Genomic DNA, 23,665 nt, shown 5'->3' with positions numbered 1-23,665 from the left:
ACGAGATCTTCGTGTTGCCTCCATTCCTCCGTCCGATTGTCATCGCTGGCCAGCCATGACATGCGTGGAAAATTGACCCAATGTTGGACGAGATCGTGACTGTCGAAGACCGCATCCGTGCGCTGCCTTGCTGGACCGGCAGCATCGACATTGCGCCGCTGCCGGGCGGCCTGAGCAATGCCAATTATCTGGTCAAGGACGCGGCCGGGCGGCATGTCGTTCGCCTCGGCCAGGACTATCCGTTCCACCATGTCTTTCGCGAGCGCGAGATGATGACCGCGCGGGCAGCACACGCGGCAGGCTTCGCTCCGGCGGTCCGCTACACCGGACCCGGCGTCATGGTGACGGAGTATCTCGGCGCCAAGGCCTATGTCGCGCAAGACGTGCGCGCCGATCTCGGCCGCGTCGCCGCGTTGCTGCGCGGTTTCCACCGGGAGATGCCCGGTCATGTCTCCGGCGCCGGCTTCATGTTCTGGGTATTCCACGTCATTCGCGACTATGCGCGCACGCTGGAGGAAGGCGGCAGCCGCAAGCTGGGCGAATTGCCACGCCTGCTGACGCTGGCGGACGAGCTCGAGCGCGCGCAAAAACTGCTGCCGATCGTCTTCGGCCACAACGATCTTCTGCCGGCTAACATAATCGATGACGGTCACAGGCTATGGCTCATCGATTTCGAATATGCCGGCTTCAACACCGCGATGTTCGACCTTGCCGGCGCGGCTTCCAATGCCGGCATGAGCGACGAGGAATCCTTCGCCTTCCTGACCGCCTACTTCATGAAGGAGCCGGACGAAGCGATACGGCGCTCGCACGCCGCCATGCAATGCGCGTCGCTGCTGCGCGAGGCGATGTGGGGCATGGTTTCCGAGCTCTACCTCGATGCGCCCGGCGTCGACTACGCCGCCTACGCCGACGAAAACCTGGCGCGGCTCGAAGCCGCCCTGGAAAACTACAGGACAAAATACGGGATGCGGCCATGACCTTGCCCGCCCAGGCCGGCATCGTCGTCATCGGCGGTGGCATCATCGGCTGTTCGACGGCCTATCATCTGGCGCGCGACCACAAGGCCGAAATCGTGCTGCTCGAACAGGGCAAGCTGACCTCGGGCTCGACCTGGCATGCTGCCGGGCTGGTCGGCCAGCTGCGCTCGTCGGCGTCGATCACGCGGGTGCTCAAATATTCGGTCGATCTATACAAAGGGCTGCAAGCCGAAACCGGCCTTGCCACCGGCTGGAAGATGACCGGCTGCCTGCGGCTTGCCACCAATGCCGACCGCTGGACCGAGTATAAGCGGCTGGCAACGACGGCAAAGAGCTTCGGCATGGACATGCATCTGCTGTCGCCGACCGAGGTCAAGGAAATGTGGCCGCTGCTGGAAACCGGCGACCTCGTCGGCGCTTCTTGGCTGCCCAGCGACGGTCAGGCAAGCCCTTCCGACATCACCCAGTCGCTGGCCAAGGGCGCGCGCATGCACGGCGCAAAATTGTTCGAGGAGGTGCGGGTCACCGGCTTCGAAATGAGAGACGGCCGCATCACCGCGGTGAAGACCAGCAAGGGCGATATCGCCTGCGACAAGGTGGTGAACTGCGCCGGGCAATGGGCGCGGCAGGTGGGTGCGCTCGCCGGCATAAACGTGCCGCTGCAGCCGGTGAAGCACCAGTACATCATCACCGGGAGGATCGACGGCTTGGCGACCGATGCGCCGACGATTCGCGACCCCGATCGCCGCACCTATTTCAAGGAGGAGGTCGGCGGGTTGGTGATGGGCGGCTACGAGCCGAACCCGCAGGCCTGGACGACCGGTCTGCCCGGCGGCGATGTGCCGGACGATTGGGAGTTCCGGCTGTTCGACGATGATTACGATCATTTCGAGCAGCATATGAGCCAGGCGATCGAGCGTGTCCCGGCGCTCACCAATGTCGGCGTCAAGCAGATGATCAACGGTCCGGAGAGCTTTACGCCGGACGGCAATTTCATCCTCGGTGTGGCGCCGGAATGCCCCAATATGTTCGTCGGCGCCGGCTTCAACGCCTTCGGCATTGCATCCGGCGGCGGCGCCGGCTGGGTGCTGGCGCAATGGGTGGTCGACGGCGAGGCGCCGCTCGATCTGTGGGTGGTCGACATCCGCCGCTTTTCCGATCTGCACCGCGACCGGCAATGGGTCCGAGACCGCACGCTGGAAGCCTACGGCAAGCACTACACGATCGGCTTCCCGCACGAGGAATATGTCAGCGGCCGGCCACGCATCGTTTCGCCTTTATACGAACGGCTGCAAAAACATCGCGCCGTGTTCGGCTCGAAACTTGGCTGGGAGCGGCCGAACTGGTTCGCGCCGGAAGGCATCGAGCCGAAGGACCTCTATTCGATGGGCCGGCAGAACTGGTTTTCACCCGTCGGCGACGAGCACCGCCACGTGCGCGAAAAGATCGGCATTTTCGACCAGTCGTCTTTCGCCAAATACGAAATGACCGGTGCCGACGCGCTGAAGGCGCTGGACTGGATCTGCGCCAACGACGTTGCCAAGCCGGTCGGCCGGCTGACCTACACGCAGCTCCTCAACACGCGCGGCGGCATCGAGGCCGATTTGACCGTGGCGAGGCTCGATGAGGAGAAATTCTACATCGTCACCGGCACCGGTTTCCGCACGCATGATTTCTCCTGGATTGCCGATCATATCGGCAGCGAGTTCGACGTGACGCTGACCGACGTCACCGAGGAGTTCGGCACATTGTCGCTGATGGGGCCGCGCGCCCGCGACGTGCTGTCAGCGGTGACCGATGCCGACGTCTCGAACGCCGCCTTTCCGTTCGGCCATGTTCGCGAGATCGCCATTGCCGGCCACGTCATTCGGGCACTGCGCGTCACCTATGTCGGCGAGCTCGGCTGGGAGCTGCATGCGCCGATCGCGGCGACGGGCGAGGTTTTCGACGCGCTGATGACGGCGGGCGCTGTCCACAACATTCGCCCGGTCGGCTATCGGGCGCTAGAATCGCTGCGGCTGGAAAAAGGTTACCGCGCCTGGGGCGCCGATATCACGCCCAACGACACGCCGCAGGAGGCCGGCCTCGGCTGGGCGGTGAAGCTCAGGAAGAACACCGATTTCCTCGGCCGGCGGGCGCTTGAAAAGCTCGACGGCGCGGCGCTCAGGAAACGTTTTGCCGGCTTCACAGTCGATGATCCGGATATCGTGCTGCTGGGGCGTGAGACCATCCTGCGCAATGGCGAGGCCGTCGGTTATCTCACCAGCGGCGGCTATGGCTATACCGTCGGCAAGAACATCGGCTACGGCTATGTGCGCAATGCCGATGGCGTCGGCGATGATTTCCTCACCTCCGGCGATTACGAGCTGGTGGTGGCGATGGAACGGACGCCGGCTAAAATCCACCTCGAGCCGCTTTACGATCCGGCGGGAGCAAAGGTGAAGGCCTAGAGCCTTCCGGTTTCAGCCTCAGTTCACGATGAGCACCAGCCCCCGGCTGGGCACCGTATCGGCCTCGCCTGGCATCGAGACATAGGGCGGCGTCTCCTCGGCGCGGGTGACGGTGCCTTGCGCCTCGAGCTCGGCGATCCGCGCGGCAAAACCCGCATCCCACAGCGTGTTCTTCACCGTCAGCACGATCACCCCGCCCGGCCGGCAGATGCGGATCAGCTCGTCCAGACCCTCGGCCCCGACATGGCCGGACGTGAAGACGCCGGCTGAGATGATCCCGGCATAGGCATCGTCCACGAAAGGCAGCGGCGCGCCAAGCGCCAGGCAATGAAGGGCCGAATAGACGCCTTTGCGCGCGGCTTGCGCCAGCATGCCTTCCGAAATGTCGAGCGCCTCGACCTGCGGATAACCGGTGATGGCAAGCCATTCGCCGATGAGCCCGGTGCCTGCGCCAGCATCGAGGAGAGGAGCGGCGCCGCGCGGCAGATGGCGGGCCAGCAAGGCAAGGCAGATGGTCGGATGGCGATAGCCGGCCGCCGACATGTCGGCGTCATAGGTGCCGGCCCAGCTGTCGTAGAGCGCCGCGACGTCTTCCGGTCGCTTCGCCGCATAGGCTGCGGCGAGCGCGCTCTGCTGTTTGCTGTCCGTCATCGCTTTCCGTCGCCTGGTATCGATCTGCGACGCGATCATAGCCAAACGGCGAAAACTGTGGAACCGTCGTCGCGACAATAAAGACTGGAAAAGGAGCGAAAGCCATGGCGGACGACCAGGCACGCGCCGCACTTGCGGCCATTCCGATGCTGGCCGGTTATGACGGCCCGCTGGAACGGCTCGGCGGCCTGACCAACCTCGTCTTCAGGGGTAAGGATTTCTGCCTGCGTATCCCCGGCAAGGGTACCGAGGAATACATCAACCGCGCCAACGAGGCAGTGGCGGCGCGGGAAGCGGCGAAGGCCGGCGTCAGCCCGGAAGTGCTGCATGTCGATGCCGAGACCGGCGTGCTGGTGACCCGCTTCATCGCCAGCGCCGAGACGATGTCGCCGGAAAAATTCAAGACCCGACCGGGCAGCCCGGCACGCGCCGGCAAGGCCTTTCGCAAACTGCACACATCCGGCGCGGTGTTCCCCTTCCGCTTTGAACTGTTTGCGATGATCGATGATTATCTGAAAGTGCTGTCGACCAAGGACGTCGCCCTGCCTGCCGGCTACCACGATGGGGTCCGCGAAGCGGAAACCGTGCGCTCGGCACTTGCGGCTCATCCTCTGCCAATCGTCGCCTGCCACTGCGATCCGCTCTGCGAAAACTTTCTCGATACGGGCGACAGGATGTGGATCGTCGACTGGGAATATTCCGGGATGAACGATCCGCTCTGGGATCTCGGCGACCTCAGCGTCGAAGGGCAATTCGACGCCGCGCAGGACGAGGAGATGATGCTGGCCTATTTCGGCGGCGAGCCGAGACCGGCGGAGCGCGCCCGCATCGTCATCTACAAGGCGATGTGCGACCTGTTGTGGACGCTGTGGGGCTTGATCCAGCTTGCCAACAAAAATCCGGTCGACGATTTCCGCGCCTACGCCGACGGCCGCTTCGCGCGCTGCAAGGCACTGATGGAGACGCCGGAATTTTCCCGGCATCTCGCGGCGGTGCGCCGGGGTTAATTCACACCCTTCGGCACGTTTTCGGGCGGCACCGTGTCGACCACCTTCTGGCGGTGGAAGATGAACAGGCCGGCCAGCACGACAATGGCCGAGCCGACCAGGATGCGTGGCCCAGGCACATCGCCGAAGAAGGCCGAGCCGAAGATCACTGCCCACAACAGCAGGCTGTAATGCAGCGGCGCCAAGGTCGAGGCAGGCGCAAGCTTCAATGCCCTAGTGATCATCAGATGCGCGCCGCAGGAGACAATGCCGAGAAGCAGCATGGCGCCGAAATCGAGCGAGGACGGCGTCTTCCAACTGCCGATGGTCAACGCAGCGCCGACCAGCAGCGTGCCGATGGTTTGCCAGGTGACCAGCGAGGTGTCGCTGGTGCCGCGCAGTCGCCGGTTGAGGATGATGGCGAAGGCAAAGGAAATGCTGCCGGCGAGCGCGAACATCGACGACAGCGACAACGCCGCCGAAGACGGCTTCAGCATGATCAGCACGCCGCAGAAACCGACCAGGATAGCCGCCCAGCGGCGCCAGCCGACCCTTTCGCCAAGCAAGAAGTGCGACAGCGCCGCGACATAGATCGGCCCGGCCATGTAGAAGCTCATCACGTCGGCGAGCGGCAGATAGACGACCGCCGCGTAGAACAGCGCCGTGTCGAGCGTCGTCATCACCACGCGCAGCAGCTGCAGCTCCGGCCGCTCCATGCGAAACAGCTTGGCCGCACCCTGATGTGCAATCATCGGCCCGAGTATGAAAAAGGCGCCGATCGAGCGGATCAGCACGACCTGGCCGACGGAAAAACTGGCGACCAGCCACTTGCCCATCGCGTCGTTCAAGGCAAACAGGAAATCGCCGGCGAGCATCAGCAGGATGCCGGCCAGCAGCACGTTCCTGATCGTCGAGTTCTGGGCTGCGGGCTGCGCCATTCCGTTACCGGTTCCTCGCCGTGGCTACGGTGACCCGCGTCGTAGTCGCTAGCAGCGGCCGTGACGAGGCGAAAATCGAGAATTCGGTGAGACCAGCGCCGGAAATCGGCTGGTCTAAGCGTGGCGCCGATTCACGGTGCCCGGCCTTCCGGCGATCGAAAGCCGCGTGTCCTGCCGGCTCCGCTCGGCCACCACCTTGCCTTTGGCAATGACGCAGAGCCGCTCGGGGCGCAGGCGCAGCGCCTCGAGCGGGTTGTCGGCATCGAGAACGACCAGGCTGGCGCGCTTGCCGACGGCCAGGCCAAGGTGGTCGAGACCCATGATGGCGGCATTGACGTTGGTGACCATGTCGAAACAGCGCGCCATCTCGGCTGGGCTCGACATCTGCGCGACATGCAGGCCCATGAAGGCGACGTCGAGCATGTCTGCGGTGCCCAGCGAATACCAGGGGTCGAGCACGCAATCCTGGCCCCAGCCGACGCGGATCCCGTGCGCCAGCATTTCCTTGACCCGCGTCAAGCCGCGGCGCTTGGGAAAGGTGTCGTGGCGGCCCTGCAGCATGATGTTGATCAGCGGATTGGGGATCGCCGAAACGCCGGCCTCGGCGATCAGCGGCAACAGCTTCGAGACGTAGTAATTATCCATCGAATGCATCGAGGTGAGGTGCGAGCCGGCCACTCTGCCCTGCAATCCAAGCCGCTGCGTCTCATAGGCAAGCTGCTCGACGTGGCGCGACAGCGGATCGTCGGTCTCGTCGCAATGCAGGTCGACCATCAGGCCGCGCTCGGCCGCGATCTCGCAGAGCTCGGTGACGGAGCGCGTACCGTCGGCCATGGTGCGCTCGAAATGCGGGATGCCGCCGACGACATCGACGCCCATGTCGAGCGCGCGGGTGGTGTTGTCGCGCGCCGTCGGCGAGCGGTAAAACCCGTCCTGCGGGAAGGCGACCAATTGCAGGTCGATATACGGCGCAACCGTCTTCTTCACGTCGAGCAGCGCTTCCACCGCCAGCAGGCGATCGTCGCAGACATCGACATGGGTGCGGATGGCGAGCAGGCCCATCGACACCGCCCAGTCGCAATAGGCAAGCGCACGGTCGCGCACCGCCTCGTGGGTCAGAAGCGGCTTCAGCTCGCCCCACAGAGAAATGCCTTCGAGCAACGTGCCCGAGACATTGATGCGGGGAATGCCGAGCGAAAGCGTGGCGTCCATATGGAAATGCGGATCGACGAAAGGCGGCGAGACCAGATTGCCATGGGCATCGATCGCCGTGCCGGCGCTGATGTTGAGCTCAGGCTCGATCGCCGCGATCGTCTCGCCGACGATGCCGATATCGGCGATCCTGCCGTCGGGCAGCGTCCCGCCGCGCACCACAAGGTCGAAATCCATTTATCGCCACCTCGTTGAAGAATGATGCCTATTCCGGCACGTACCGCACCGCACCCTTGGCAGCACTGGTTGCCATTGCCGCATAGGCGCGCAAGGCCGTCGTTACCTTGCGCTTGCGCTTTTCCTCGGGCTTCCAAGCGGCTGTTCCCTTCGCCTCCATCGCCGCGCGACGGGCGATGAGTTCCGCGTCGTCGACAGCCAGCCGGATGGTGCGGTTGGGGATGTCGATCTCGATCGTGTCGCCTTCCCTGACCAGCCCGATCAGCCCGCCTTCCGCCGCTTCCGGCGAGACGTGGCCGATCGACAGGCCGGAGGTGCCGCCGGAAAAACGCCCGTCGGTGATCAGTGCGCAGGCTTTGCCGAGACCCTTCGATTTAAGATAGCTGGTCGGATAGAGCATTTCCTGCATGCCGGGGCCGCCGCGCGGCCCTTCATAGCGGATGACGACGACATCGCCGGCCTTGACCTCGTTCGACAGGATCGCCTTGACGCTGGCGTCCTGGCTTTCGAACACTCTTGCCGGACCGGTGAATTTCAGGATCGATTCATCGACGCCGGCAGTCTTCACGATGCAGCCGTCGAATGCGAGATTGCCTTTCAGCACGGCGAGGCCACCATCCCTTGAGAAAGGATGTTCGGCCGAGCGGATGACACCTTTCTCGCGGTCGAGATCGAGATCATCCCAGCGGCGGTCCTGGCTGAACGCGACTTGCGTCGGCACGCCGCCGGGTGCCGCCAGGAAGAAATCGCGGACATTCTGGCTGGTGGTGCGCGAGATATCCCAGTGGTCGAGCGCTTCGCCGAGGCTCGCGGTGTGCACCGTCGGCAGGTCGCGGTTGATCAGCCCGGCGCTATCCAGCTGGCCGAGGATCGCCATGATGCCGCCGGCGCGGTGGACATCCTCCATGTGGACGTCGGCCTTGGCCGGAGCCACCTTGCAAAGCACCGGTACCCGCCGCGACAGCCGGTCGATGTCCTCCATGGTGAAGTCGACCTCGCCCTCATGTGCTGCGGCAAGGATGTGCAGCACGGTGTTGGTCGAACCGCCCATGGCGATGTCGAGCGTCATGGCGTTCTCGAAGGCGCCCTTCGAGGCGATGCTGCGCGGCAGCGCGGTGTCGTCGTCCTGCTCGTAATAGCGCTGGGCGAGATCCACGATCAGATGGCCGGCCTCGACGAACAGGCGCTTGCGGTCGGCGTGCGTCGCCAACGTCGAGCCGTTGCCGGGTAGCGAGAGGCCGAGCGCCTCGGTCAGGCAGTTCATCGAATTGGCGGTGAACATGCCCGAGCACGAGCCGCAGGTCGGGCAGGCCGAGCGCTCGATGATCTTGACGTCCTCGTCGGAGATCTTGTCGTCGGCGGCGGCGACCATGGCGTCGACCAGGTCGAGCGCCTGGCTCTTGCCGGCGAGCACCACCTTGCCGGCCTCCATCGGTCCGCCCGAGACGAAGACAGTCGGGATGTTGAGGCGCAGCGACGCCATCAGCATGCCCGGCGTGATCTTGTCGCAATTCGAGATGCAGACCATGGCGTCTGCGCAATGCGCGTTGACCATGTATTCGACGGAATCGGCGATCAATTCGCGCGACGGCAGCGAATACAGCATGCCGTCATGGCCCATGGCGATGCCGTCGTCGACGGCGATGGTGTTGAATTCTTTGGCGACGCCGCCGGCCTTCTCGATCTCGCGGGCAACCAGCTGGCCGAGGTCCTTGAGATGGACGTGGCCCGGCACGAACTGGGTGAAGGAATTGACCACGGCGATGATCGGCTTGCCGAAATCCGAATCCTTCATCCCGGTGGCGCGCCACAGGCCGCGGGCGCCGGCCATGTTGCGGCCATGGGTGGTGGTGCGGGAACGGTAGGCGGGCATTGAACTGTCCTTGCTGTCTGCGTCGCACCCAAAGGTGCGGAAAACCGGAATTGAGCCGCAGGCCTTATAGACGCCACGCTCTGGTCTGGCCACAATTTTGCGCTGCGCCAGGTAGCGGAACGAACGGCCAGCCAAAGACGCAGCCGGTCCAGACCGCAAAAAAGTCAGAGGTGCTGTCGGATCGTGTTTTGCTCGAGCGTCCTTGGGCAGACGGCAGGAGCGGGGCATCATCACCAGCCGGCCGTTTCGAAAGCAAACAAACCAGCCCGAGGAGCAAGAGAATGCAAAAGATCACCACCTGCCTGTGGTTCGACGACCAGGCCGAGGAGGCCATGAACCACTACGTTTCCATCTTCAAGAATTCGAAGGTGCTGAGCGTGATGCGCTGGCCCAAGGGCAGCGGCGATCGTGAGGGCAAGGTGCTGATGGTCTCATTCGAGCTCGACGGCGTTCCGTTCCAGGCCCTCAACGGCGGCCCGCAATTCAAGTTCACCGAGGCGGTCTCGCTCTCCATCGACTGCAAGACGCAGGAAGAGGTCGACTATTTCTGGGACAGGCTCATCGCGGGCGGTGGCGAGCCCAGCCAGTGCAGCTGGCTGAAGGACAAATTCGGCCTCTCCTGGCAGGTCGTTCCCGAGCAGCTGCCCAAACTGCTGTTGGACCCCGACAGGGAAAAGGCCGGCCGCGTGATGCAGGCGATGATGCAGATGACCAAGATCGACGTCGCCAAGATCGAAGAGGCGGCCAAGGGGTGAACGAACGCGATCTTCCCTTCTCCCCCTGTGGGAGAAGGGGGATCGGCGCAAGGCGCCGAGACGGTTGAGGGGTGTTGGACGGAATGAGACGTTGGTGTTTCCTGGAACACCCCTCATCCGTCGCCTTCGGCGACATCTTCTCCCGCAAGGGGAGAAGGAAAGCGCCGCATCAAGCCGCTCTGTCGCGGACCTGGTAATCCTTCACCGCCGCGAAGCGGATCGCCTTCCAGCGTTCGGCTTCGTAGTTTAGCGAGAAGGCGTGCTGGGCGAGGAACACTGGATCATTGTCGAGGTCGCGGGCGATGTCGCCGCGATGCGCTTCGATGAAGCGCTGGAGTTCGGCCCTGTCGTCGGCCGATATCCAGCGGCAGACGGAAAAGCGCGACATCTCGAAATCGACCGGCAGTGTGTATTCGAAGTTCAGGCGCTCTTTCAGGACATCGAGTTGCAGGGCGCCGACGACGCCGACGATGGCCGGTGAGCCGTCCTCCGGCGAGAACAATTGCACGACGCCTTCCTCGGCCATCTGATGCAGCGCCTCCTTGAGCTTCTTGGCTTTCATGGCATCGCCGAGGCGAACGCGGCGCAGGATTTCAGGCGCGAAATTCGGCACGCCGCGAAACAGGATCTCCTCGCCCTCGGTCAGCGTGTCGCCGATGCGCAGCGTGCCGTGGTTGGGGATGCCGACGACATCGCCGGCGAACGCCTCGTCGGCGGTGACGCGGGTGCGGGCGAAGAAGAATTGCGGCGCCGACAGGCTCATCGGCTTTCCCGTGCGCACCAGCTTGGCCTTCATGCCGCGCTCGAGCTTGCCGGAGCAGACCCGGACGAAGGCGATGCGGTCGCGATGGTTAGGGTCCATATTGGCTTGGATCTTGAAGACGAAGGACGTCATCTTGTCCTCGGTCGCCTCGACCTTGCGGCTGTCGGCCTCCTGCGCACGCGGCGGCGGCCCATAGGCGCCGAGCGCCTCGATCAGGTCGCGCACGCCGTAATTGCGCAGCGCCGAGCCGAAATAGACCGGCGTCAGATGGCCCTCGCGGAAGGCATCGAGGTCGAGCGGGCGGCAGGCTTCGCGCGCCAGCTCCAGCTCTTCGATGAAAGCCTCGCGCTCGTTCTCCGGCAGCAGGCCGGCAACGCGGTTGGAATCGGGGCCGTGGACCGGCGTGCGCTCCTTTTCGGCGTCGCCCTTGCGCACCGCGTTCAGCGCCAGATGGTAGGTGCCGGAAAAGGTCTTGCCGCGGCCGATCGGCCAGGTGATCGGTGCTGTGTCCAGCGCCAACTTCTGCTCGATCTCGTCGAGGATATCGAACGGGTCGCGGCTTTCGCGGTCCATCTTGTTGACGAAGGTGATGATCGGGATGTCGCGCAGCCGACAGACCTCGAACAGTTTCAGCGTGCGCGGCTCGATGCCCTTGGCGGCGTCGATGACCATGACCGCACTGTCGACCGCCGACAGCGTGCGATAGGTGTCGTCGGCGAAATCCTCGTGGCCTGGCGTGTCGAGCAGGTTGAAGACAGTGTCCTCATATTCGAAGGTCATCACCGAGGTGACCACCGAAATGCCGCGCTCGCGCTCGATCTTCATCCAGTCGGAGCGGGTCTGGATACGGTCCTTCTTGGCCTTGACCTCGCCGGCAAGCTGGATCGCGCCGCCGAACAAAAGCAACTTTTCGGTGAGCGTGGTCTTGCCGGCGTCGGGGTGCGCGATGATCGCGAAAGTGCGGCGGCGCGATACCGCTTCTGTAATCATTTCGGACATTTTTCAGGATTTCCGTGTGAGGCCGGGCTTCTAGCAGCGGAGTGCAGTGCTGTCGACCTCTCCGGCTGCCGCAGCCGCCGGTTCACGTCCCGACGTCAGGCCGGTTCGGCGGCATGGCTCTCGAAGGCCACCTCGGGAATCCACTCGGCAATTGCGGTGCCGATCTTGTCGGCATGGTCCTCCTGCAGATAATGCGCGCCGGGTCCGAGATCGATCAGGCGGCAATTCTTCAGCCCAGCCGCGAATTCCCGGGCCGCCTGCGGCGAGACGAGGGCGCCGGGATCGCCTGAGAAAAGCAGCTTCGGGTAGGAGGAAGCCCGGAGCGCCCAATGGTCGTGCTCACTGATGGCGGCGACATCGGCAGGCTGGCCTTCGATCGGCAGTTCGCGCGGCAGCCGCAGGATCGGCTTGCGCGATTGCGGTGTCGGGAACGGCGCCCGGTAGGCGGCCATTTCCTCATCGCTCATCGTGCGCAGCACAGCGGCCGGCAGCACTTTTCGACGAAGACGTTGTCTTCCAGAACAAGCTTCTCACCGACGCCAGGAGTGCGCATTGCCTTGAACAGTTCGCGCGCCTGTGGACGCTGGTGGAAATCGTCCCAGCTCTCGAAGGGGCGGATGAATTCCATGAAGGCGAGGCCGAGCATCCGCTGCGATCGCCGGGCTGCGAGATGGAAGGCGAGTGCGGTGCCCCAGTCCTGCGCGACGACCACCATATCGGCGACGCCAAGCGTCTCGATGAAAGCATCGAGATAACGGACCTGGTCGAAGAAGCGATAGTCGATGTCCGGCTTGCCGGACTGGCCATAGCCGATCAGGTCGGGCGCTATGCAGCGGCCGAACGGCGCCACATGCGGGATGATGTCTCGCCAGATGTAGGACGACGTCGGGTTGCCGTGCAGGAAGAGCACCGTCGGACCGGCAGTGCCTGCCTCCACATAGGACATGGTTGAATCGAGTACCGCGACTTGCGAGCGCGGCAACATTGTGCGGGATTGCTGCTTTTCGAGTTTCGGGTTCATCGGATCAGCTCCTTTTTGCGAAGACTGTTTTGAAGACGATATTCTTGAAACGCTCGAGCGGTTCGGGACTGCGCTCCACCTTCATGCACAGCATCGCGCCTTGCCAGGAACTCAAAAGGAAATCGGCGAGATCCTCGGCATCGAACGCGTCGGTGATATCGCCGGCCGCCTGGCCTTCGGCGATGCATTCGGCAAAGGGCTTACGCCAACGTTCGAAAATGGCGACGAGTTGCAGCCTCAGCGCCTCACTGTGAGCCGCCGTCTCGAGGCTGAGATTGCCGATCATGCAGCCCCGTGCCCAATCATGCGCCTCCAGCTTCGACGTGATGATTTCGAGATAGCGGCGCAAGCGCCCGACCGGGGGCGTGCCGTCTCGGGCGAGGGCCTGCTCCACCAAGCCGCTCACATAGGCGAAATAGCGGTCCAGCACCTCGCCGGTGAACGCCTCCTTGGAGGCAAAATGATTGGTGAAGGACCCCGGGCGGGCATCGGCCGCGGCGACGATGTCGCGTACGCCGGCGGACGAATAGCCGGAATTCCAGATGGTTTTGAAACCGGCGTCGAGAAGTTTTTCGCGAAGTGAATGTCTGGCCATATCGATACAATACGTACGTACGTATTAAAGTCAAGAAGCATATTTGATACCGCGCGCTCTTGGCAGAACCCACGGGCAATGGCATCGCGGTGGTGGCGTTGGAACGAGGAGTGAAGCATGACAGAGGCGAAAGAAGTGATTGTCACCGGCGCCGGCATCATGGGCGCCTCCATCGCTTGGCACCTGACCAAGGCCGGAGCAAAGGTGACGGTCATTGCCGGCAGCGGCGCCGGCGGCGTCGCGACGCCGAATTCCTTTGCCTGGATCAATGCCAGTTGGGGCAATCCGGAGCCCTATTTCCGGCTGCGCATTCGGTCGATGGCCGAATGGACGCGACTGGCGAACGAGGTGCCCGGCATCCCGTTGCAATGGTGCGGCGGCCTGTGCTGGGACCTGCCACGTCCCGAACTTGAGGCCTATGCGGCCGAGCACTCCGCCTGGGGCTACGGCATCGAGCGTGTCGACCGTGCCGGAGCTGCGCGCATCGAGCCCAATCTGACCGAACTTCCCGATTTCGCCCTTTATGTCGCCGAGGAAGGTGTCGCCGAGCCGGTCGCCGCCACGCAAGCACTGCTGGCCGACGCCGAACGGCGCGGCGCGCGGCTGCTGACAGGAGTTACCGCGACCGCGCTTGTGCGGGCCAACGGCCAGGTCTCCGGTGTCGACACATCCGCCGGGCGGATTGTTGCCGACGAGGTGGTGATCGCGGCCGGAGCCGGCTCTCCGGCACTAGCGGCAACAGCCGGGATAGAACTGCCGATCGGGACACCGCCCGGCCTGATCGTGCATTCGCGCCCCTACCAAAAGCTGCTCAACGGCCTGGTGATCGGCGACCGACTGCATATGCGCCAGACCGCGGAAGGCCGCATCATCGCCGGCTCGGATTTCGGCGGCGCCGATCCCGGCATGGATGCCGCGGCGACCGCCCGCGACCTGTTTGCCGCGATGAAGGCCATGCTGCGCGGCGCAGATGGGCTGGAACTCGATTTCCACACCATTGGCTACCGGCCGACGCCGGTCGACGGCTTTCCGATCATCGGCGGCGCCGAAGGCGGGGGCGGCGTCTACGTCGCCGTCATGCATTCCGGCATCACGCTGGCACCGGCCGTCGGCCTGTTCGCCGCCCGCGAGATCCTCGACGGCGATCGCGATCCGCTGCTTGATCCCTACGGGCTGGCGCGGTTTACTCAATAACCGGGCGGGCGGCGAAAGCCGCCGGCCAGCGGCTCGATTGCCCTGGCGATCCCGAGCAGGCGCGACTCCGACCAGCGTTTGCCAACAAGCTGTAGTCCGATGGGCAGGCCATTGCTGTCCTGTCCGCGGGGCAGCGACAGTGCGGGATGGCCGCTGTAGTTGAACACCGCGCCATAGGCCGGCAGCATCCAGTAGCTTTGCTCGCTATCGTCGACCTCGATCGGCGTTCCCGGCTCGCAATGCGGGAAGGCAGTGACCATTGCGACCGGGCACAGCAAGGCGTCGCAACCGTCGAAGAACCGATCCCACGCCAGGATGGAGCGGTCGCGGCGGGCGAGCGCCTCGAACCAGCGCGAGACCGGCGTCGGCTTCTCCGGTGGTTCGGGCTGCGCCGCCTCCAGCATCATGCCGATCAGGACGCCGCCCTGCTCCAGGTCGTCGTGCAGGTCGAGCTCCGGCAATTTGGCTTCCTCGACGATGGCGCCCGCGGCCTGAAGCTCTTTTGCCAGACTTTCGACCACCGCGCTGATCTCGCCGGCCACCGGAAAGCCCGGAAAGGACGGCGCGATGGCGATGCGCAAATTCCTGAGATCCAACTCCGGCATGCTTTCGACCGGTACCGGCGCAAGGTCGGTGTCGCTTCCATCCGGCCCGGCAATGAGGCGGTAGATCAGTACCAGGTCTTCGACGCTGCGCGCCATCGGTCCGAGGCAGGAGATCCGCCGGACGCTGCGCGGCGCGCCGCCTGGATCGGGGAAGGCGCCGGCGAGCGAGACGCGGTGCTCGGTCGGCTTGAGGCCGTAGACGCCGCAAAAGGCAGCGGGCAGCCGGATCGAATCCTGCATGTCGGTGCCGACCTCGAACGGCGTCATTCCAGCGCTGAGCGCCGCCGCCGCACCGCCACTGGAGCCGCCGGCGGTGCGCTGGAGGTCCCAAGGATTGCCGGTACGGCCGAACAGCGGATTGCTCGACTGCCAGTCACTAAGCATTGTCGCCACGTTCGTCTTGCCCACCAAAATGCCGCCTGCCGCCTTCAGCCGTGCAACGACTGGACTGTCTGCCCTCGCGGCATAGTCGGCGAAGGCCGGGAAGCCGACAGTGGTTCTCATGCCCGCGGTTTCGTGCGTGTCCTTCAGTGTGAACGGCACGCCGTGCAGCGGCCCAAGGGCTTCGCCGCGCGCCTGCGCTTCGTCGGCCTTGCCGGCGCGCTGCCGCGCACCTTCCCGATCGAGGGTTACGACGGCGTTGACCGCCTCATTGTGCCTGTCGATCTGCGCCAGATGCGCGTCCAGCGCTTCCACAGCGGAAATCTTGCGGTCACGAATGGCGGCAACCAATTCTGTGGCGGAGGAAAAGGCGAGGTCCATGACCAATACTCCGGCTTGCCAGCGGCGCCAGCCTCACCAAATGGCGGGCAACGGCGCGTCTTCAAGCCGAGTTCAGCATTCGAGGACAGGCGGTGCTTGATCGGAATTGCGCTGCCTGCTGCAATCGGCGCTGTCCTGCGACGCGTAGCGAGGAATCTACACGGCCAGCGCCAGCTTTGCCGCGGCGGGCACAAACGGACGAATGCTCATGCCGTCTCTGCCGATGGTGACGAAGCTCGAGGGCGGAATCGCCTGCCAGTCGCTGCCGTCGCGGTCGAAGGGTTCCGACACGACGCAACGGCCTCCGCCATTGCGGAAGGCGGACGTGTAGAGCGTCGGCGCGTGGCCGTCGCTCGTATAGCGCACCGCGTAAAGCGATTGTCCGTCGGAAAAAGCCGCCGTCAATTTCAGCGCCGGCTCGAAGCCGCCGCGGCGCGAGGCGTCGATGACGCGGCTGGTGGCGCGCGATACGGCGCCCTGCGGATCACCTGCCAGGTCCTCTTCGGTCATCATCAGAAAGAACAGTTCCGAATCCGTGGCGCCCTCACGCTGGTCGAAGGCGGCGTCGGAGAGCGAATTCTCCAGCGCGCGACGGATCTTTTCGAAGCCGCCGATCTGGCCATTGTGCATGAACGACCAGCGGCCCGAAATGAACGGATGACAGTTCATGCGGCTGGTGGCGCCACCGGTCGAAGCCCGGATATGGGCGAGGAACAGGCCTGACTTGATCTGCCGGCACAGGCTTTTCAGATTGGGGTCCGACCAGGCCGGCAGGATGTCGCGATAGAGGCCGGGCTCCGGTCGGTCGCCATACCAGGCCAAGCCAAAACCATCGCCATTGGTCGGCGATTTGGCTTCCTGGGCGCAGTGGCTCTGGGCGATCAGCGAGTGGCAGGGCGCCGTGACGATGTCTTCGAGAAAGACGGCTTCGCCGAGATAGGCGGCCCACCGGCACATAGCGCCTAACGTCCCCTGTTATGCGTCCGCTCGTAGAGCTCACGGATGATGCCGCTTGCCGTGGTCTCGAACAGAAACGGCAAGAAAGCATGAATGAGCGCGGCAAAAGCCGCCATGAACAATCGCGACGAGAACCATGCGGCGAAAGCCATATGGCCGAAATAACTCTCGCCGACCGCAGCCGGGTGAGAGGTGAAAAGTCTTGCGAGCCGTGCGGTCATGTCGGTCCCTCCTGCCAGCATGAAGAGCCGACGATGAATATCCTGGCATGGGTGTTCGGTTCATCGGTCCCAAATTGTCCTTGTGAAAGGCTGAATTTTGGGACAAACATCCCACATGACGCCGGAAATCGACGAAATAGACCGGAGATTGCTGGCCGAGCTGCAGCGCGACGGCACGCTGTCCGTCGACCAGCTCTCGGCAAGAATATCGCTGTCGCGCAATGCCTGCTGGCGCCGGGTCAAGCGGCTGGAGGAAGACGGCGTCATCACCGGCCGCGTGGCGCTGGTCGACGCCGACAAGCTCGGGCTCGGCCTTTCCGTGTTCATCCTGATCCGCACCTCGAATCACGATCCCGACTGGCTGCAAAAATTCCGGGCGGCGGTGACCGGCTTTGCCGAGATCACCGGCGCCTACCGCATGTCCGGCGATCTCGACTATGTCTTGCGCGCCCGTGTCGCCGACGTCAAAGCCTATGACCGGCTCTATCAGCGGTTGATCGCCAAGGTGGCGTTGTCGGACGTTTCGGCCTCGTTCGTCATGGAAGAGATCAAGGAGACCACGATCGTTCCGATGGAACTGCGCTGAGGCGGAACTGCGCTGAAAGAAAGCCGTTGATAGCATTGTCGCCGAGTTGACTGGACCGGCGTTCGCGACGATAGGATCAGCCTTATGCGCGCAGCACTTTATCCCACCTCCGTCATCGGTCCGGCTGTCGGCTTCGTCAGGCTGCCGCATGGCGAGGGATTGCCGCTTCCCGCCTATGAGAGCTCGGGCGCCGCCGGCATGGACCTGCGCGCCGCCGTCCCGGACGACAGGCCGCTCTTGATCCTGCCGGGAAAGCGCGCACTGGTGCCGACCGGCCTGGTCCTGGAAATTCCCGAGGGCGTCGAAGGCCAGGTCCGGCCGCGTTCGGGCCTCGCCTTCAAGCACGGGCTCACCTGCCTCAACACGCCCGGCACCATCGACAGCGACTATCGCGGCGAGGTCAAGGTGCTGCTGATCAATCTCGGCGACGAGGATTTCGCGGTAACGCGCGGCATGCGGATTGCCCAGATCGTCTTCGCCCCGGTGACGCAGGCGACCGTCGAGGAGCGCACATTGGCCGGCGGCACAACGCGCGGCTCCGGTGGCTTCGGATCGACCGGCACGGCCTGATGAGCGCGGCGAAATGAAGATCCCCAAGCTCGTCATCTTCGATTGCGACGGGGTTCTGGTCGACACCGAGAACCTGGCCAACCGGCGCCTCGCCGAATGGTTGAGCGCGGCAGGCTTTCCGGCCAGCTTCGAATATTGCCGCAAGAATTTCTCCGGCCGCAGCATGGTCTCGGTGCAGAAGGAAGTCGAGGCGACCGGCGTCAGCCTCGGCGCCGATTTTGTCGAGCGCTGGAACGCCGGCCTGCCGGACCTGTTCGCGCATGGCGTCGAGGCCATCCCCTACGTTCGCGAGTTCATCGAAACCGTGCACGCCGCCGGCATCGCCACCTGCGTCGCCTCGTCGGCACGGGTATCGAAAATGCACATCACACTCGGTCTGACCGGGCTGCTGCCGCTGTTCGAGCATGCGCTGTTCAGCTCGACCATGGTCTCGCGTGGCAAGCCGTTCCCCGACCTCTTCCTGCATGCGGCAGCGACGATGGGCTTCGCGCCCGCCGATTGCATCGTCATCGAGGACAGCGTCGCCGGGACGGCAGCCGGCATCGCCGCCGGCATGCGCGTCTATTCCTACCACGGCGACCCGCTTTCCGACCGCGACGGACTGAGCGAAGCCGGCGGCATCCTGTTCGACGACATGCGTGAACTGGCCGGGCTGGTGCCGATCCACTAATTGCCTTTGCGCAGGCTGTACGCGCTCGATCTCAGACCGGGCGTGACGCTCCAAGTACTCGGTCGACCGTGTCGCGTATAAGACTGCGCAGATTGGCCGGCCTGTCGAGATGACTGACGACAAGGAGTCCGTCCGCCGCCACCGTTAGCGCGTCCGCGGTGCGGTCCGGATGGGAATTTGCGTCCGCGATCAGCAGATCCCTTAGGATGCCCCACTTCCAGTGACGATGCTTATCGATCGCCTGGCGAACCGGGCTGCTGGGATCGGGGTATTCGGCAGCGGCGTTCTGGAAGGGGCAGCCGCGGTAGCCCGGCTGATCCGCCGCGTCGGCGATGAGATCGAATATGGCAAGGATCATCTGGCGAGGCGGCCGCCGGTCAAGCTTCGCGATCGCCGCCCGTCCTCCCTTGCTGAGCTCCTCGATGTAGGCGCGGACGAGATCGTCCTTGGCCGCGAAGTGATGATAGAACGTCGCCTTGGCAACGCCGGCCTCGGCGATGATGCGGTCGATGCCGACTGCACGCACCCCCTCCAGAGAAAACAGCGCGGTCGCCGTATCGAGGATGCGGCGGCGCGCAAGGCTTTCGGGACGATCGTTGATTCGGGCTGCGGACATGCCTTGACTATATAGCAGACAGGTCTGTATACATCCATATGTAGACAGACAGGTCTACCCACCAGCGGAGGAAAAGTGAACATGGCTTCGATAGTCAGGGAAATCATCGTAGATGCTCCACCGGAAAGCGTATGGGCGACGGTCGGCGACTTCGCCGGCGGCGCCCAACGGATAGCCCCAGGCGTTTTCGTCGACTGCCGGGTGGAGGAGGGCGACGTGCGGGCCCTTATGTTCGCCGACGGCAAGATTGTGCGAGAGCGGCTCATCGCTCGCGACGAGCAGAGCCGGCGGATCGTGTGGGGATGGCTCGGCGACGAGGTCACCCACGATAACACTTCCATGCAGGTCTTTGCCGAGGGCGAGGGCCGGAGCCGCCTGGTCTGGATCCACGACACTCTGCCCGACGAACTCGGCGCGTGGCTCGCAGCCGCCATGGATCACCTGGTGCCGGTTTTCCAGCAGACCTTGGCGAGCCAAGCCAAGCCAACATAGTGAGGCAACGCCAGGTGTTTCCCCTTGGCCGCAAAATGCTCTAGCTTGCGCGCGCCCGACATAACGAGCGCGCGCATGACCTTCTCCCTGCTTCGTTTCATCTTTGCCTGCCTGCTGCTGCCTTGTCTTTGGACGGGCAGAGCGGAGGCCGTCAGCTTCCCGGAGCTCGGCAGCGCCGTCCCCGGCCACGGCGATGTCACCTATCTCGATCTCGCCAGGATGGTCATTCCCGATCTGGCCGCGGACAAGGACGGCTTTTTCCGGGGTTCGATGCCGATCGAGATGCGCCACATCGCTGGTCCGGACTACGACGGCTCGCCGCCGGCGACGTCGGGTCTTTCCAACGCCGGCGTGCTCGGCATCAAGGCCGGCGGCAAGGAGCGGCTGACCATGCTGTTCGACCTCGGCGACTCGCCTGACAGTGCCGAGGGCTATGCCGTGCTGGCACTCTACGACATCACCGGCAAGCCGGCCCTGCTCGACGCGGTCAATGTCGCTGTCGACCGCATCACCTATCTTCGCGATCCGGGCAAGCTGCCGATCGGGCCTGGTGACGACGCCATCATCAGCATGAGCATGCATTTCAATTCGAGTCAGGGCTATGGGATCACGCCGCTGATCATGGTCCGCAGCGACAGGTTCGAGCTGATCGACATGATCTATACGTTCGACGAAAACCTCTGCACCAACCGAAGGACCCAGAATGCGGCGTTCCAGGCGATTGCCGACGGCCAGCCCTATGCAGCCATCAAGGTTACGGTGACCGACGCGACGGTGCCGGGCGAAGAAAGCTGCGACGGCCAGCAGCCGCCAGCGGCGTCTTCGCGCGACATTTCCGTCACCTATCATTGGGACAAAAACGCTTCGCACTACGTCAAGGATTCCGACGCGCTGGACCGATTGGCAGATGAGAACGCCAAACGCTTCTGAGCCAACCGCATTTGTTTGCCCGGCGCGTTCCGCCGGGCTAGAATTTGCCTCACATTCTGCACTGGAGGGGAGCATCCATGGATAAGGGCAAGATTTTTCGCGACCTGCATGCCTCGATCTTCGTCATGGCCAATTCCTGGGACGTCGGCACGACCAAGCTTTTGGCCTCGTTCGGCTTCAAGGCGCTGGCGACGACCAGCGCCGGTTTTGCCTTTTCGCGCGGCCTGCCCGATGGCGCGGTGACGTTCGAGGCGATGATCCATCATTGCCGTGAAGTGTCGGCGGCGACCGGGCTGCCGGTTTCGGCGGACCTCGAAAAGGGCAAGGGCGACAGCGCGACAAGCGCCGGCGAGACGATCTTCGCCGCCGAGGCGGCTGGCCTCGCCGGCTGCTCGATCGAGGACCATACCGGCGAGCCCGACAAGCCGATCTATGATTTTTCGCATGCGGTCGAGCGCGTCGCGGCGGCGGCGGAAGCGGCACGGGCGCTGAAACGCGATTTCGTCTTCACCGCGCGGGCCGAGAATTTCCTGTGGGGCAAGCCCGACCTCGACGATACGATCAAGCGGCTGCAGGCGTTCGAGAAAGCCGGCGCCGACGTGCTCTATGCACCAGGGCTGAGCGACATCGAGACGGTGCGGACCGTCTGCTCGGCGCTGACCAGGCCGGTCAACGTCATGGCCCGGCCTGGCTTCACCATCGCCGACCTGGCCATGGCGGGGGTAAAGCGCGTCTCGCTCGGCCCATGGCTCACCAATTTCGCCTTCGGCATGCTGGAGACCGCGGCGCGCGAGATCCAGCAGGACGGCACGTTCGGCTTCACCCGCGCCGCCATGCCATTCGGCAAGCTGCAGGCGCTGTTTGCCAAATCTTCAGCCTAGGTAGGCCCCGGCGAATGACGCTCACCGTCGTCGACATGCACACCGGCGGCGAGCCACTGCGGATCGTCACCGGCGGCTACCCCGACATTCCCAAGGGCACGATTCTCGAAAGGCGTGCCTATGTGCGCGACCATCTCGATCATCTCAGAAAGATCCTGATGTTCGAGCCGCGCGGCCATTACGACATGTATGGCGCGCTGCTGGTGGAGCCTGACCTGCCGGGCGCCGACCTCGCGGTGCTGTTCATGCACAATGAAGGCTATTCGACGATGTGCGGCCACGCCATCGTCGCGCTCGGCCGCTATGCCGTCGACGAGCGGCTGGTGGCGCCACGCGAGCCGATGACGACGGTCAATATCGAGGCGCCATGCGGGCTGATTTCGGCTGCGGTCGAGGTAAGGGATGGCAAGGCCGGTGCGGTGTCATTCGAAAGCGTGCCGGCGTTTCTGTTTGCCCGCGACCAGCGGATCGAGCTGCCGGGCTACGGCGCAGTCGGCTTCGACATCGCCTATGGCGGCGCCTTCTATGCGCTGGCCGACTGCCGCCAGTTCGGGCTGGAATTCGGCAGGAACCGGGTGCGCGATTTCGTCGATGCAGCGACGGCGCTGACCAATAAGCTCAAGGCCGAATTGCCGCTGTCGCATCCCGACCATGCCGATCTCGCCTTTCTCTACGGCACCATCCTGACCGACGGACAGGATGCGATCTCCGATACGCCGACCAAAAACATCTGCGTTTTCGCCGAAGCCGAGGTCGACCGTTCGCCGACCGGCTCGGGCGTCACCGCGCGGCTGGCGGCCATGCACGCCAAGGGCCAGATCGAGATTGGCCGGACACGGCTGTTCGAGAGCATCGCCGGCTCGCGCTTTTCCGGCGCGGTCGTACGCACGGCCAAAGCCGGGCCGCATGACGCCGTCATCGCCCGCGTCGGCGGCCGCGCTTACTACTCAGGGCGGGCCGAATTCATTGTCGAGGACGACGACGAACTGGGGCGCGGCTTTCTGCTGCGCTAAGCATCATCCCGCGCCGAGATCGCCTTGTGCAGGTGCACCATCATGGCGGCGGCGAACAGCGGCGTCAGAAGGTTGAGCAGCGGCACGGCGAGGAAGGCGGCGACAACCAGCCCGGCCAGGAACACGGTGACCGCGTGCTTCCTGCGCAGCGCCTTGGCCTCGGCCTCCGGGCGAAAACGCATGGCGGCGAACTCGAAGAACTCGCGCCCGAGCAGATAACCGTTGACGACGAAGAAGGCGGCGATATTGATGCCTGGCACCAGCAGAAGCAGCAGGGCGACGATGTTGCCGAGGATGACGACGCCGAAGAACCTGATCGCCAGCACCAGCGAGCGCAGCGCCGGCACTGCGCGGCCGGGCGGATCGTTGGGATAGTCGGTGCGCTCGACGACTTCGGCGACGTCGTCGAGGAACAGGCCAGCGATGATCGCCGTCACCGGCGCGATGAGCAGCGCCAAGCCCAGCGCAAGGCCGATGCCGGCGACGACGGCGCCCAGCCATCCGGCCCAGGAGGGCAGGCTGGGCAGCCATGCATCGATCCATGGCCAGGCCAGCCATTCGAACAGGCCCTTGATCCCGAACCAAAGTGCCGCCAGCGCCAGCAAGGTCAGCCCCAGCGTCTTCACGAACACGGAACGGAATTCGGGCGAGAACAGCCGGCTCAAGGCGGCGCGGGCGGCGTCGAGGATCACGGCGTTTCCAATTCCATGTCAAACGTGCTCGTGGCTGAGATCTCCGGAATAGGCGGCGACAGCGCAGGCCGCAAGT

General features: G+C 64.3%; 23 protein-coding genes and 1 pseudogene. 12 read left to right on the top strand and 12 right to left on the bottom strand.

What is annotated here, in order from left to right:
* Positions 1–95: 95 nt before the first annotated feature.
* Positions 96–980 carry a phosphotransferase gene (locus tag NKH37_RS14650; protein ID WP_353005354.1) on the top strand — a complete coding sequence of 295 codons (885 nt, stop codon included), beginning with the start codon at positions 96–98 and terminating at the stop codon, positions 978–980.
* Complete coding sequence (locus NKH37_RS14645) at positions 977–3,430, top strand: GcvT family protein (RefSeq protein WP_352483992.1); 2,454 nt, start codon at positions 977–979, stop codon at positions 3,428–3,430. Before NKH37_RS14650 ends, NKH37_RS14645 begins: the two co-directional genes overlap by 4 nt.
* A gap of 18 nt (positions 3,431–3,448) precedes the next feature.
* Here the strand turns inward: NKH37_RS14645 and NKH37_RS14640 are convergent, their stop codons facing one another.
* A complete protein-coding gene (locus tag NKH37_RS14640; protein ID WP_023717942.1) occupies positions 3,449–4,081 on the bottom strand; it encodes a class I SAM-dependent DNA methyltransferase in 633 nt (210 codons plus the stop codon).
* A 104-nt stretch (positions 4,082–4,185) separates the two neighbouring features.
* On the opposite strand from NKH37_RS14640, the gene NKH37_RS14635 reads away from it, so the two are divergent.
* Positions 4,186–5,088 carry a phosphotransferase gene (locus NKH37_RS14635; RefSeq protein ID WP_352495762.1) on the top strand — a complete coding sequence of 301 codons (903 nt, stop codon included), beginning with the start codon at positions 4,186–4,188 and terminating at the stop codon, positions 5,086–5,088.
* On the opposite strand, the gene NKH37_RS14630 is transcribed toward NKH37_RS14635, so the two are convergent.
* From NKH37_RS14630 to ilvD, 3 genes are all read right to left on the bottom strand, one after another.
* Positions 5,085–6,005 (bottom strand): DMT family transporter, encoded by a 921-nt coding sequence (locus NKH37_RS14630; RefSeq protein ID WP_353005332.1) that lies wholly within the window; start codon positions 6,003–6,005, stop codon positions 5,085–5,087. The two genes, NKH37_RS14635 and NKH37_RS14630, sit on opposite strands and share 4 nt — an antisense overlap.
* 114 nt (positions 6,006–6,119) lie before the next feature.
* Positions 6,120–7,394: an amidohydrolase family protein gene (locus tag NKH37_RS14625; RefSeq protein ID WP_353005331.1), complete on the bottom strand. Its 1,275-nt coding sequence runs from the start codon at positions 7,392–7,394 to the stop codon at positions 6,120–6,122.
* 28 nt (positions 7,395–7,422) lie between these two features.
* Positions 7,423–9,267 carry a dihydroxy-acid dehydratase gene (gene ilvD, locus NKH37_RS14620; RefSeq protein ID WP_352483996.1) on the bottom strand — a complete coding sequence of 615 codons (1,845 nt, stop codon included), beginning with the start codon at positions 9,265–9,267 and terminating at the stop codon, positions 7,423–7,425.
* Positions 9,268–9,548: 281 nt separating this feature from the next.
* On the opposite strand from ilvD, the gene NKH37_RS14615 reads away from it, so the two are divergent.
* Entirely contained in the window at positions 9,549–10,022 is a 474-nt protein-coding gene (locus tag NKH37_RS14615) for a VOC family protein (RefSeq protein ID WP_352591632.1), read from the top strand.
* A gap of 169 nt (positions 10,023–10,191) precedes the next feature.
* Here the strand turns inward: NKH37_RS14615 and NKH37_RS14610 are convergent, their stop codons facing one another.
* The 3 genes and pseudogenes from NKH37_RS14610 to NKH37_RS14600 form a co-directional block, all read right to left on the bottom strand.
* The gene (locus NKH37_RS14610; protein ID WP_352484942.1) at positions 10,192–11,784 is read right to left on the bottom strand and encodes a peptide chain release factor 3; all 1,593 of its coding nucleotides are present in this window, start codon (positions 11,782–11,784) and stop codon (positions 10,192–10,194) included.
* 95 nt (positions 11,785–11,879) lie between these two features.
* Positions 11,880–12,769, bottom strand: a pseudogene (locus NKH37_RS14605) (haloalkane dehalogenase).
* Between the two features lie 40 nt (positions 12,770–12,809).
* Positions 12,810–13,400 carry a TetR/AcrR family transcriptional regulator gene (locus NKH37_RS14600; RefSeq protein ID WP_023717936.1) on the bottom strand — a complete coding sequence of 197 codons (591 nt, stop codon included), beginning with the start codon at positions 13,398–13,400 and terminating at the stop codon, positions 12,810–12,812.
* A gap of 117 nt (positions 13,401–13,517) precedes the next feature.
* Here NKH37_RS14600 and NKH37_RS14595 point away from each other — a divergent pair, with 117 nt between their 5' ends.
* Positions 13,518–14,594 carry an NAD(P)/FAD-dependent oxidoreductase gene (locus tag NKH37_RS14595; protein ID WP_353005329.1) on the top strand — a complete coding sequence of 359 codons (1,077 nt, stop codon included), beginning with the start codon at positions 13,518–13,520 and terminating at the stop codon, positions 14,592–14,594.
* On the opposite strand, the gene NKH37_RS14590 is transcribed toward NKH37_RS14595, so the two are convergent.
* The 3 genes from NKH37_RS14590 to NKH37_RS14580 all read right to left on the bottom strand — a co-directional run bounded on the left by NKH37_RS14590 (position 14,588) and on the right by NKH37_RS14580 (position 17,139).
* A complete protein-coding gene (locus NKH37_RS14590; protein ID WP_353005328.1) occupies positions 14,588–15,961 on the bottom strand; it encodes an amidase in 1,374 nt (457 codons plus the stop codon). The genes NKH37_RS14595 and NKH37_RS14590 overlap by 7 nt on opposite strands.
* A gap of 156 nt (positions 15,962–16,117) precedes the next feature.
* Positions 16,118–16,918, bottom strand: coding sequence for a class II glutamine amidotransferase (locus NKH37_RS14585; protein ID WP_352484936.1), 801 nt, complete (start codon positions 16,916–16,918; stop codon positions 16,118–16,120).
* Positions 16,919–16,923: 5 nt separating this feature from the next.
* Positions 16,924–17,139 carry a DUF6356 family protein gene (locus NKH37_RS14580; RefSeq protein ID WP_023717932.1) on the bottom strand — a complete coding sequence of 72 codons (216 nt, stop codon included), beginning with the start codon at positions 17,137–17,139 and terminating at the stop codon, positions 16,924–16,926.
* 115 nt (positions 17,140–17,254) lie between these two features.
* On the opposite strand from NKH37_RS14580, the gene NKH37_RS14575 reads away from it, so the two are divergent.
* From NKH37_RS14575 to NKH37_RS14565, 3 genes are all read left to right on the top strand, one after another.
* Positions 17,255–17,725: an Lrp/AsnC family transcriptional regulator gene (locus tag NKH37_RS14575; RefSeq protein WP_023717931.1), complete on the top strand. Its 471-nt coding sequence runs from the start codon at positions 17,255–17,257 to the stop codon at positions 17,723–17,725.
* A gap of 84 nt (positions 17,726–17,809) precedes the next feature.
* Positions 17,810–18,295 (top strand): dUTP diphosphatase, encoded by a 486-nt coding sequence (gene dut, locus NKH37_RS14570; RefSeq protein WP_023717930.1) that lies wholly within the window; start codon positions 17,810–17,812, stop codon positions 18,293–18,295.
* Between the two features lie 13 nt (positions 18,296–18,308).
* Positions 18,309–18,965 (top strand): HAD family hydrolase, encoded by a 657-nt coding sequence (locus NKH37_RS14565; RefSeq protein ID WP_023717929.1) that lies wholly within the window; start codon positions 18,309–18,311, stop codon positions 18,963–18,965.
* A 31-nt stretch (positions 18,966–18,996) separates the two neighbouring features.
* Here the strand turns inward: NKH37_RS14565 and NKH37_RS14560 are convergent, their stop codons facing one another.
* On the bottom strand, positions 18,997–19,581 hold the full coding sequence (locus NKH37_RS14560; protein ID WP_353005326.1) for a TetR/AcrR family transcriptional regulator: 585 nt from the start codon (positions 19,579–19,581) through the stop codon (positions 18,997–18,999).
* An 81-nt stretch (positions 19,582–19,662) separates the two neighbouring features.
* Between NKH37_RS14560 and NKH37_RS14555 the strand changes: the two genes are divergently transcribed.
* The 4 genes from NKH37_RS14555 (at position 19,663) to NKH37_RS14540 (ending at position 22,897) form a co-directional block, all read left to right on the top strand.
* The gene (locus NKH37_RS14555) at positions 19,663–20,073 is read left to right on the top strand and encodes an SRPBCC family protein (RefSeq protein WP_352484931.1); all 411 of its coding nucleotides are present in this window, start codon (positions 19,663–19,665) and stop codon (positions 20,071–20,073) included.
* Between the two features lie 75 nt (positions 20,074–20,148).
* Complete coding sequence (locus NKH37_RS14550; RefSeq protein WP_353005325.1) at positions 20,149–21,003, top strand: hypothetical protein; 855 nt, start codon at positions 20,149–20,151, stop codon at positions 21,001–21,003.
* Positions 21,004–21,080: 77 nt separating this feature from the next.
* Positions 21,081–21,884 (top strand): isocitrate lyase/PEP mutase family protein, encoded by an 804-nt coding sequence (locus NKH37_RS14545; RefSeq protein ID WP_352484928.1) that lies wholly within the window; start codon positions 21,081–21,083, stop codon positions 21,882–21,884.
* Positions 21,885–21,898: 14 nt separating this feature from the next.
* Complete coding sequence (locus NKH37_RS14540) at positions 21,899–22,897, top strand: proline racemase family protein (protein WP_023717924.1); 999 nt, start codon at positions 21,899–21,901, stop codon at positions 22,895–22,897.
* On the opposite strand, the gene NKH37_RS14535 is transcribed toward NKH37_RS14540, so the two are convergent.
* Entirely contained in the window at positions 22,894–23,589 is a 696-nt protein-coding gene (locus tag NKH37_RS14535) for a sulfate transporter family protein (protein WP_353041117.1), read from the bottom strand. The genes NKH37_RS14540 and NKH37_RS14535 overlap by 4 nt on opposite strands.
* Positions 23,590–23,665 lie beyond the last annotated feature (76 nt).

It is taken from the genome of Mesorhizobium sp. M1217 (genome assembly GCF_040318275.1).
Classification (GTDB): domain Bacteria; phylum Pseudomonadota; class Alphaproteobacteria; order Rhizobiales; family Rhizobiaceae; genus Mesorhizobium.
This window is presented reverse-complemented; position numbering and strand designations above follow the sequence as displayed.

Coding starts and splice junctions, on each gene's coding strand:
- NKH37_RS14645 (WP_352483992.1), top strand. CDS start 977: ATGACCTTGCCCGCCCAGGCCGGCATCGTCGTCATCGGCGGTGGCATC.
- NKH37_RS14640 (WP_023717942.1), bottom strand. CDS start 4,081: ATGACGGACAGCAAACAGCAGAGCGCGCTCGCCGCAGCCTATGCGGCG.
- NKH37_RS14635 (WP_352495762.1), top strand. CDS start 4,186: ATGGCGGACGACCAGGCACGCGCCGCACTTGCGGCCATTCCGATGCTG.
- NKH37_RS14630 (WP_353005332.1), bottom strand. CDS start 6,005: ATGGCGCAGCCCGCAGCCCAGAACTCGACGATCAGGAACGTGCTGCTG.
- NKH37_RS14625 (WP_353005331.1), bottom strand. CDS start 7,394: ATGGATTTCGACCTTGTGGTGCGCGGCGGGACGCTGCCCGACGGCAGG.
- ilvD (WP_352483996.1), bottom strand. CDS start 9,267: ATGCCCGCCTACCGTTCCCGCACCACCACCCATGGCCGCAACATGGCC.
- NKH37_RS14615 (WP_352591632.1), top strand. CDS start 9,549: ATGCAAAAGATCACCACCTGCCTGTGGTTCGACGACCAGGCCGAGGAG.
- NKH37_RS14610 (WP_352484942.1), bottom strand. CDS start 11,784: ATGTCCGAAATGATTACAGAAGCGGTATCGCGCCGCCGCACTTTCGCG.
- NKH37_RS14600 (WP_023717936.1), bottom strand. CDS start 13,400: ATGGCCAGACATTCACTTCGCGAAAAACTTCTCGACGCCGGTTTCAAA.
- NKH37_RS14595 (WP_353005329.1), top strand. CDS start 13,518: ATGACAGAGGCGAAAGAAGTGATTGTCACCGGCGCCGGCATCATGGGC.
- NKH37_RS14590 (WP_353005328.1), bottom strand. CDS start 15,961: ATGGACCTCGCCTTTTCCTCCGCCACAGAATTGGTTGCCGCCATTCGT.
- NKH37_RS14585 (WP_352484936.1), bottom strand. CDS start 16,918: ATGTGCCGGTGGGCCGCCTATCTCGGCGAAGCCGTCTTTCTCGAAGAC.
- NKH37_RS14580 (WP_023717932.1), bottom strand. CDS start 17,139: ATGACCGCACGGCTCGCAAGACTTTTCACCTCTCACCCGGCTGCGGTC.
- NKH37_RS14575 (WP_023717931.1), top strand. CDS start 17,255: ATGACGCCGGAAATCGACGAAATAGACCGGAGATTGCTGGCCGAGCTG.
- dut (WP_023717930.1), top strand. CDS start 17,810: ATGCGCGCAGCACTTTATCCCACCTCCGTCATCGGTCCGGCTGTCGGC.
- NKH37_RS14565 (WP_023717929.1), top strand. CDS start 18,309: ATGAAGATCCCCAAGCTCGTCATCTTCGATTGCGACGGGGTTCTGGTC.
- NKH37_RS14560 (WP_353005326.1), bottom strand. CDS start 19,581: ATGTCCGCAGCCCGAATCAACGATCGTCCCGAAAGCCTTGCGCGCCGC.
- NKH37_RS14555 (WP_352484931.1), top strand. CDS start 19,663: ATGGCTTCGATAGTCAGGGAAATCATCGTAGATGCTCCACCGGAAAGC.
- NKH37_RS14550 (WP_353005325.1), top strand. CDS start 20,149: ATGACCTTCTCCCTGCTTCGTTTCATCTTTGCCTGCCTGCTGCTGCCT.
- NKH37_RS14545 (WP_352484928.1), top strand. CDS start 21,081: ATGGATAAGGGCAAGATTTTTCGCGACCTGCATGCCTCGATCTTCGTC.
- NKH37_RS14540 (WP_023717924.1), top strand. CDS start 21,899: ATGACGCTCACCGTCGTCGACATGCACACCGGCGGCGAGCCACTGCGG.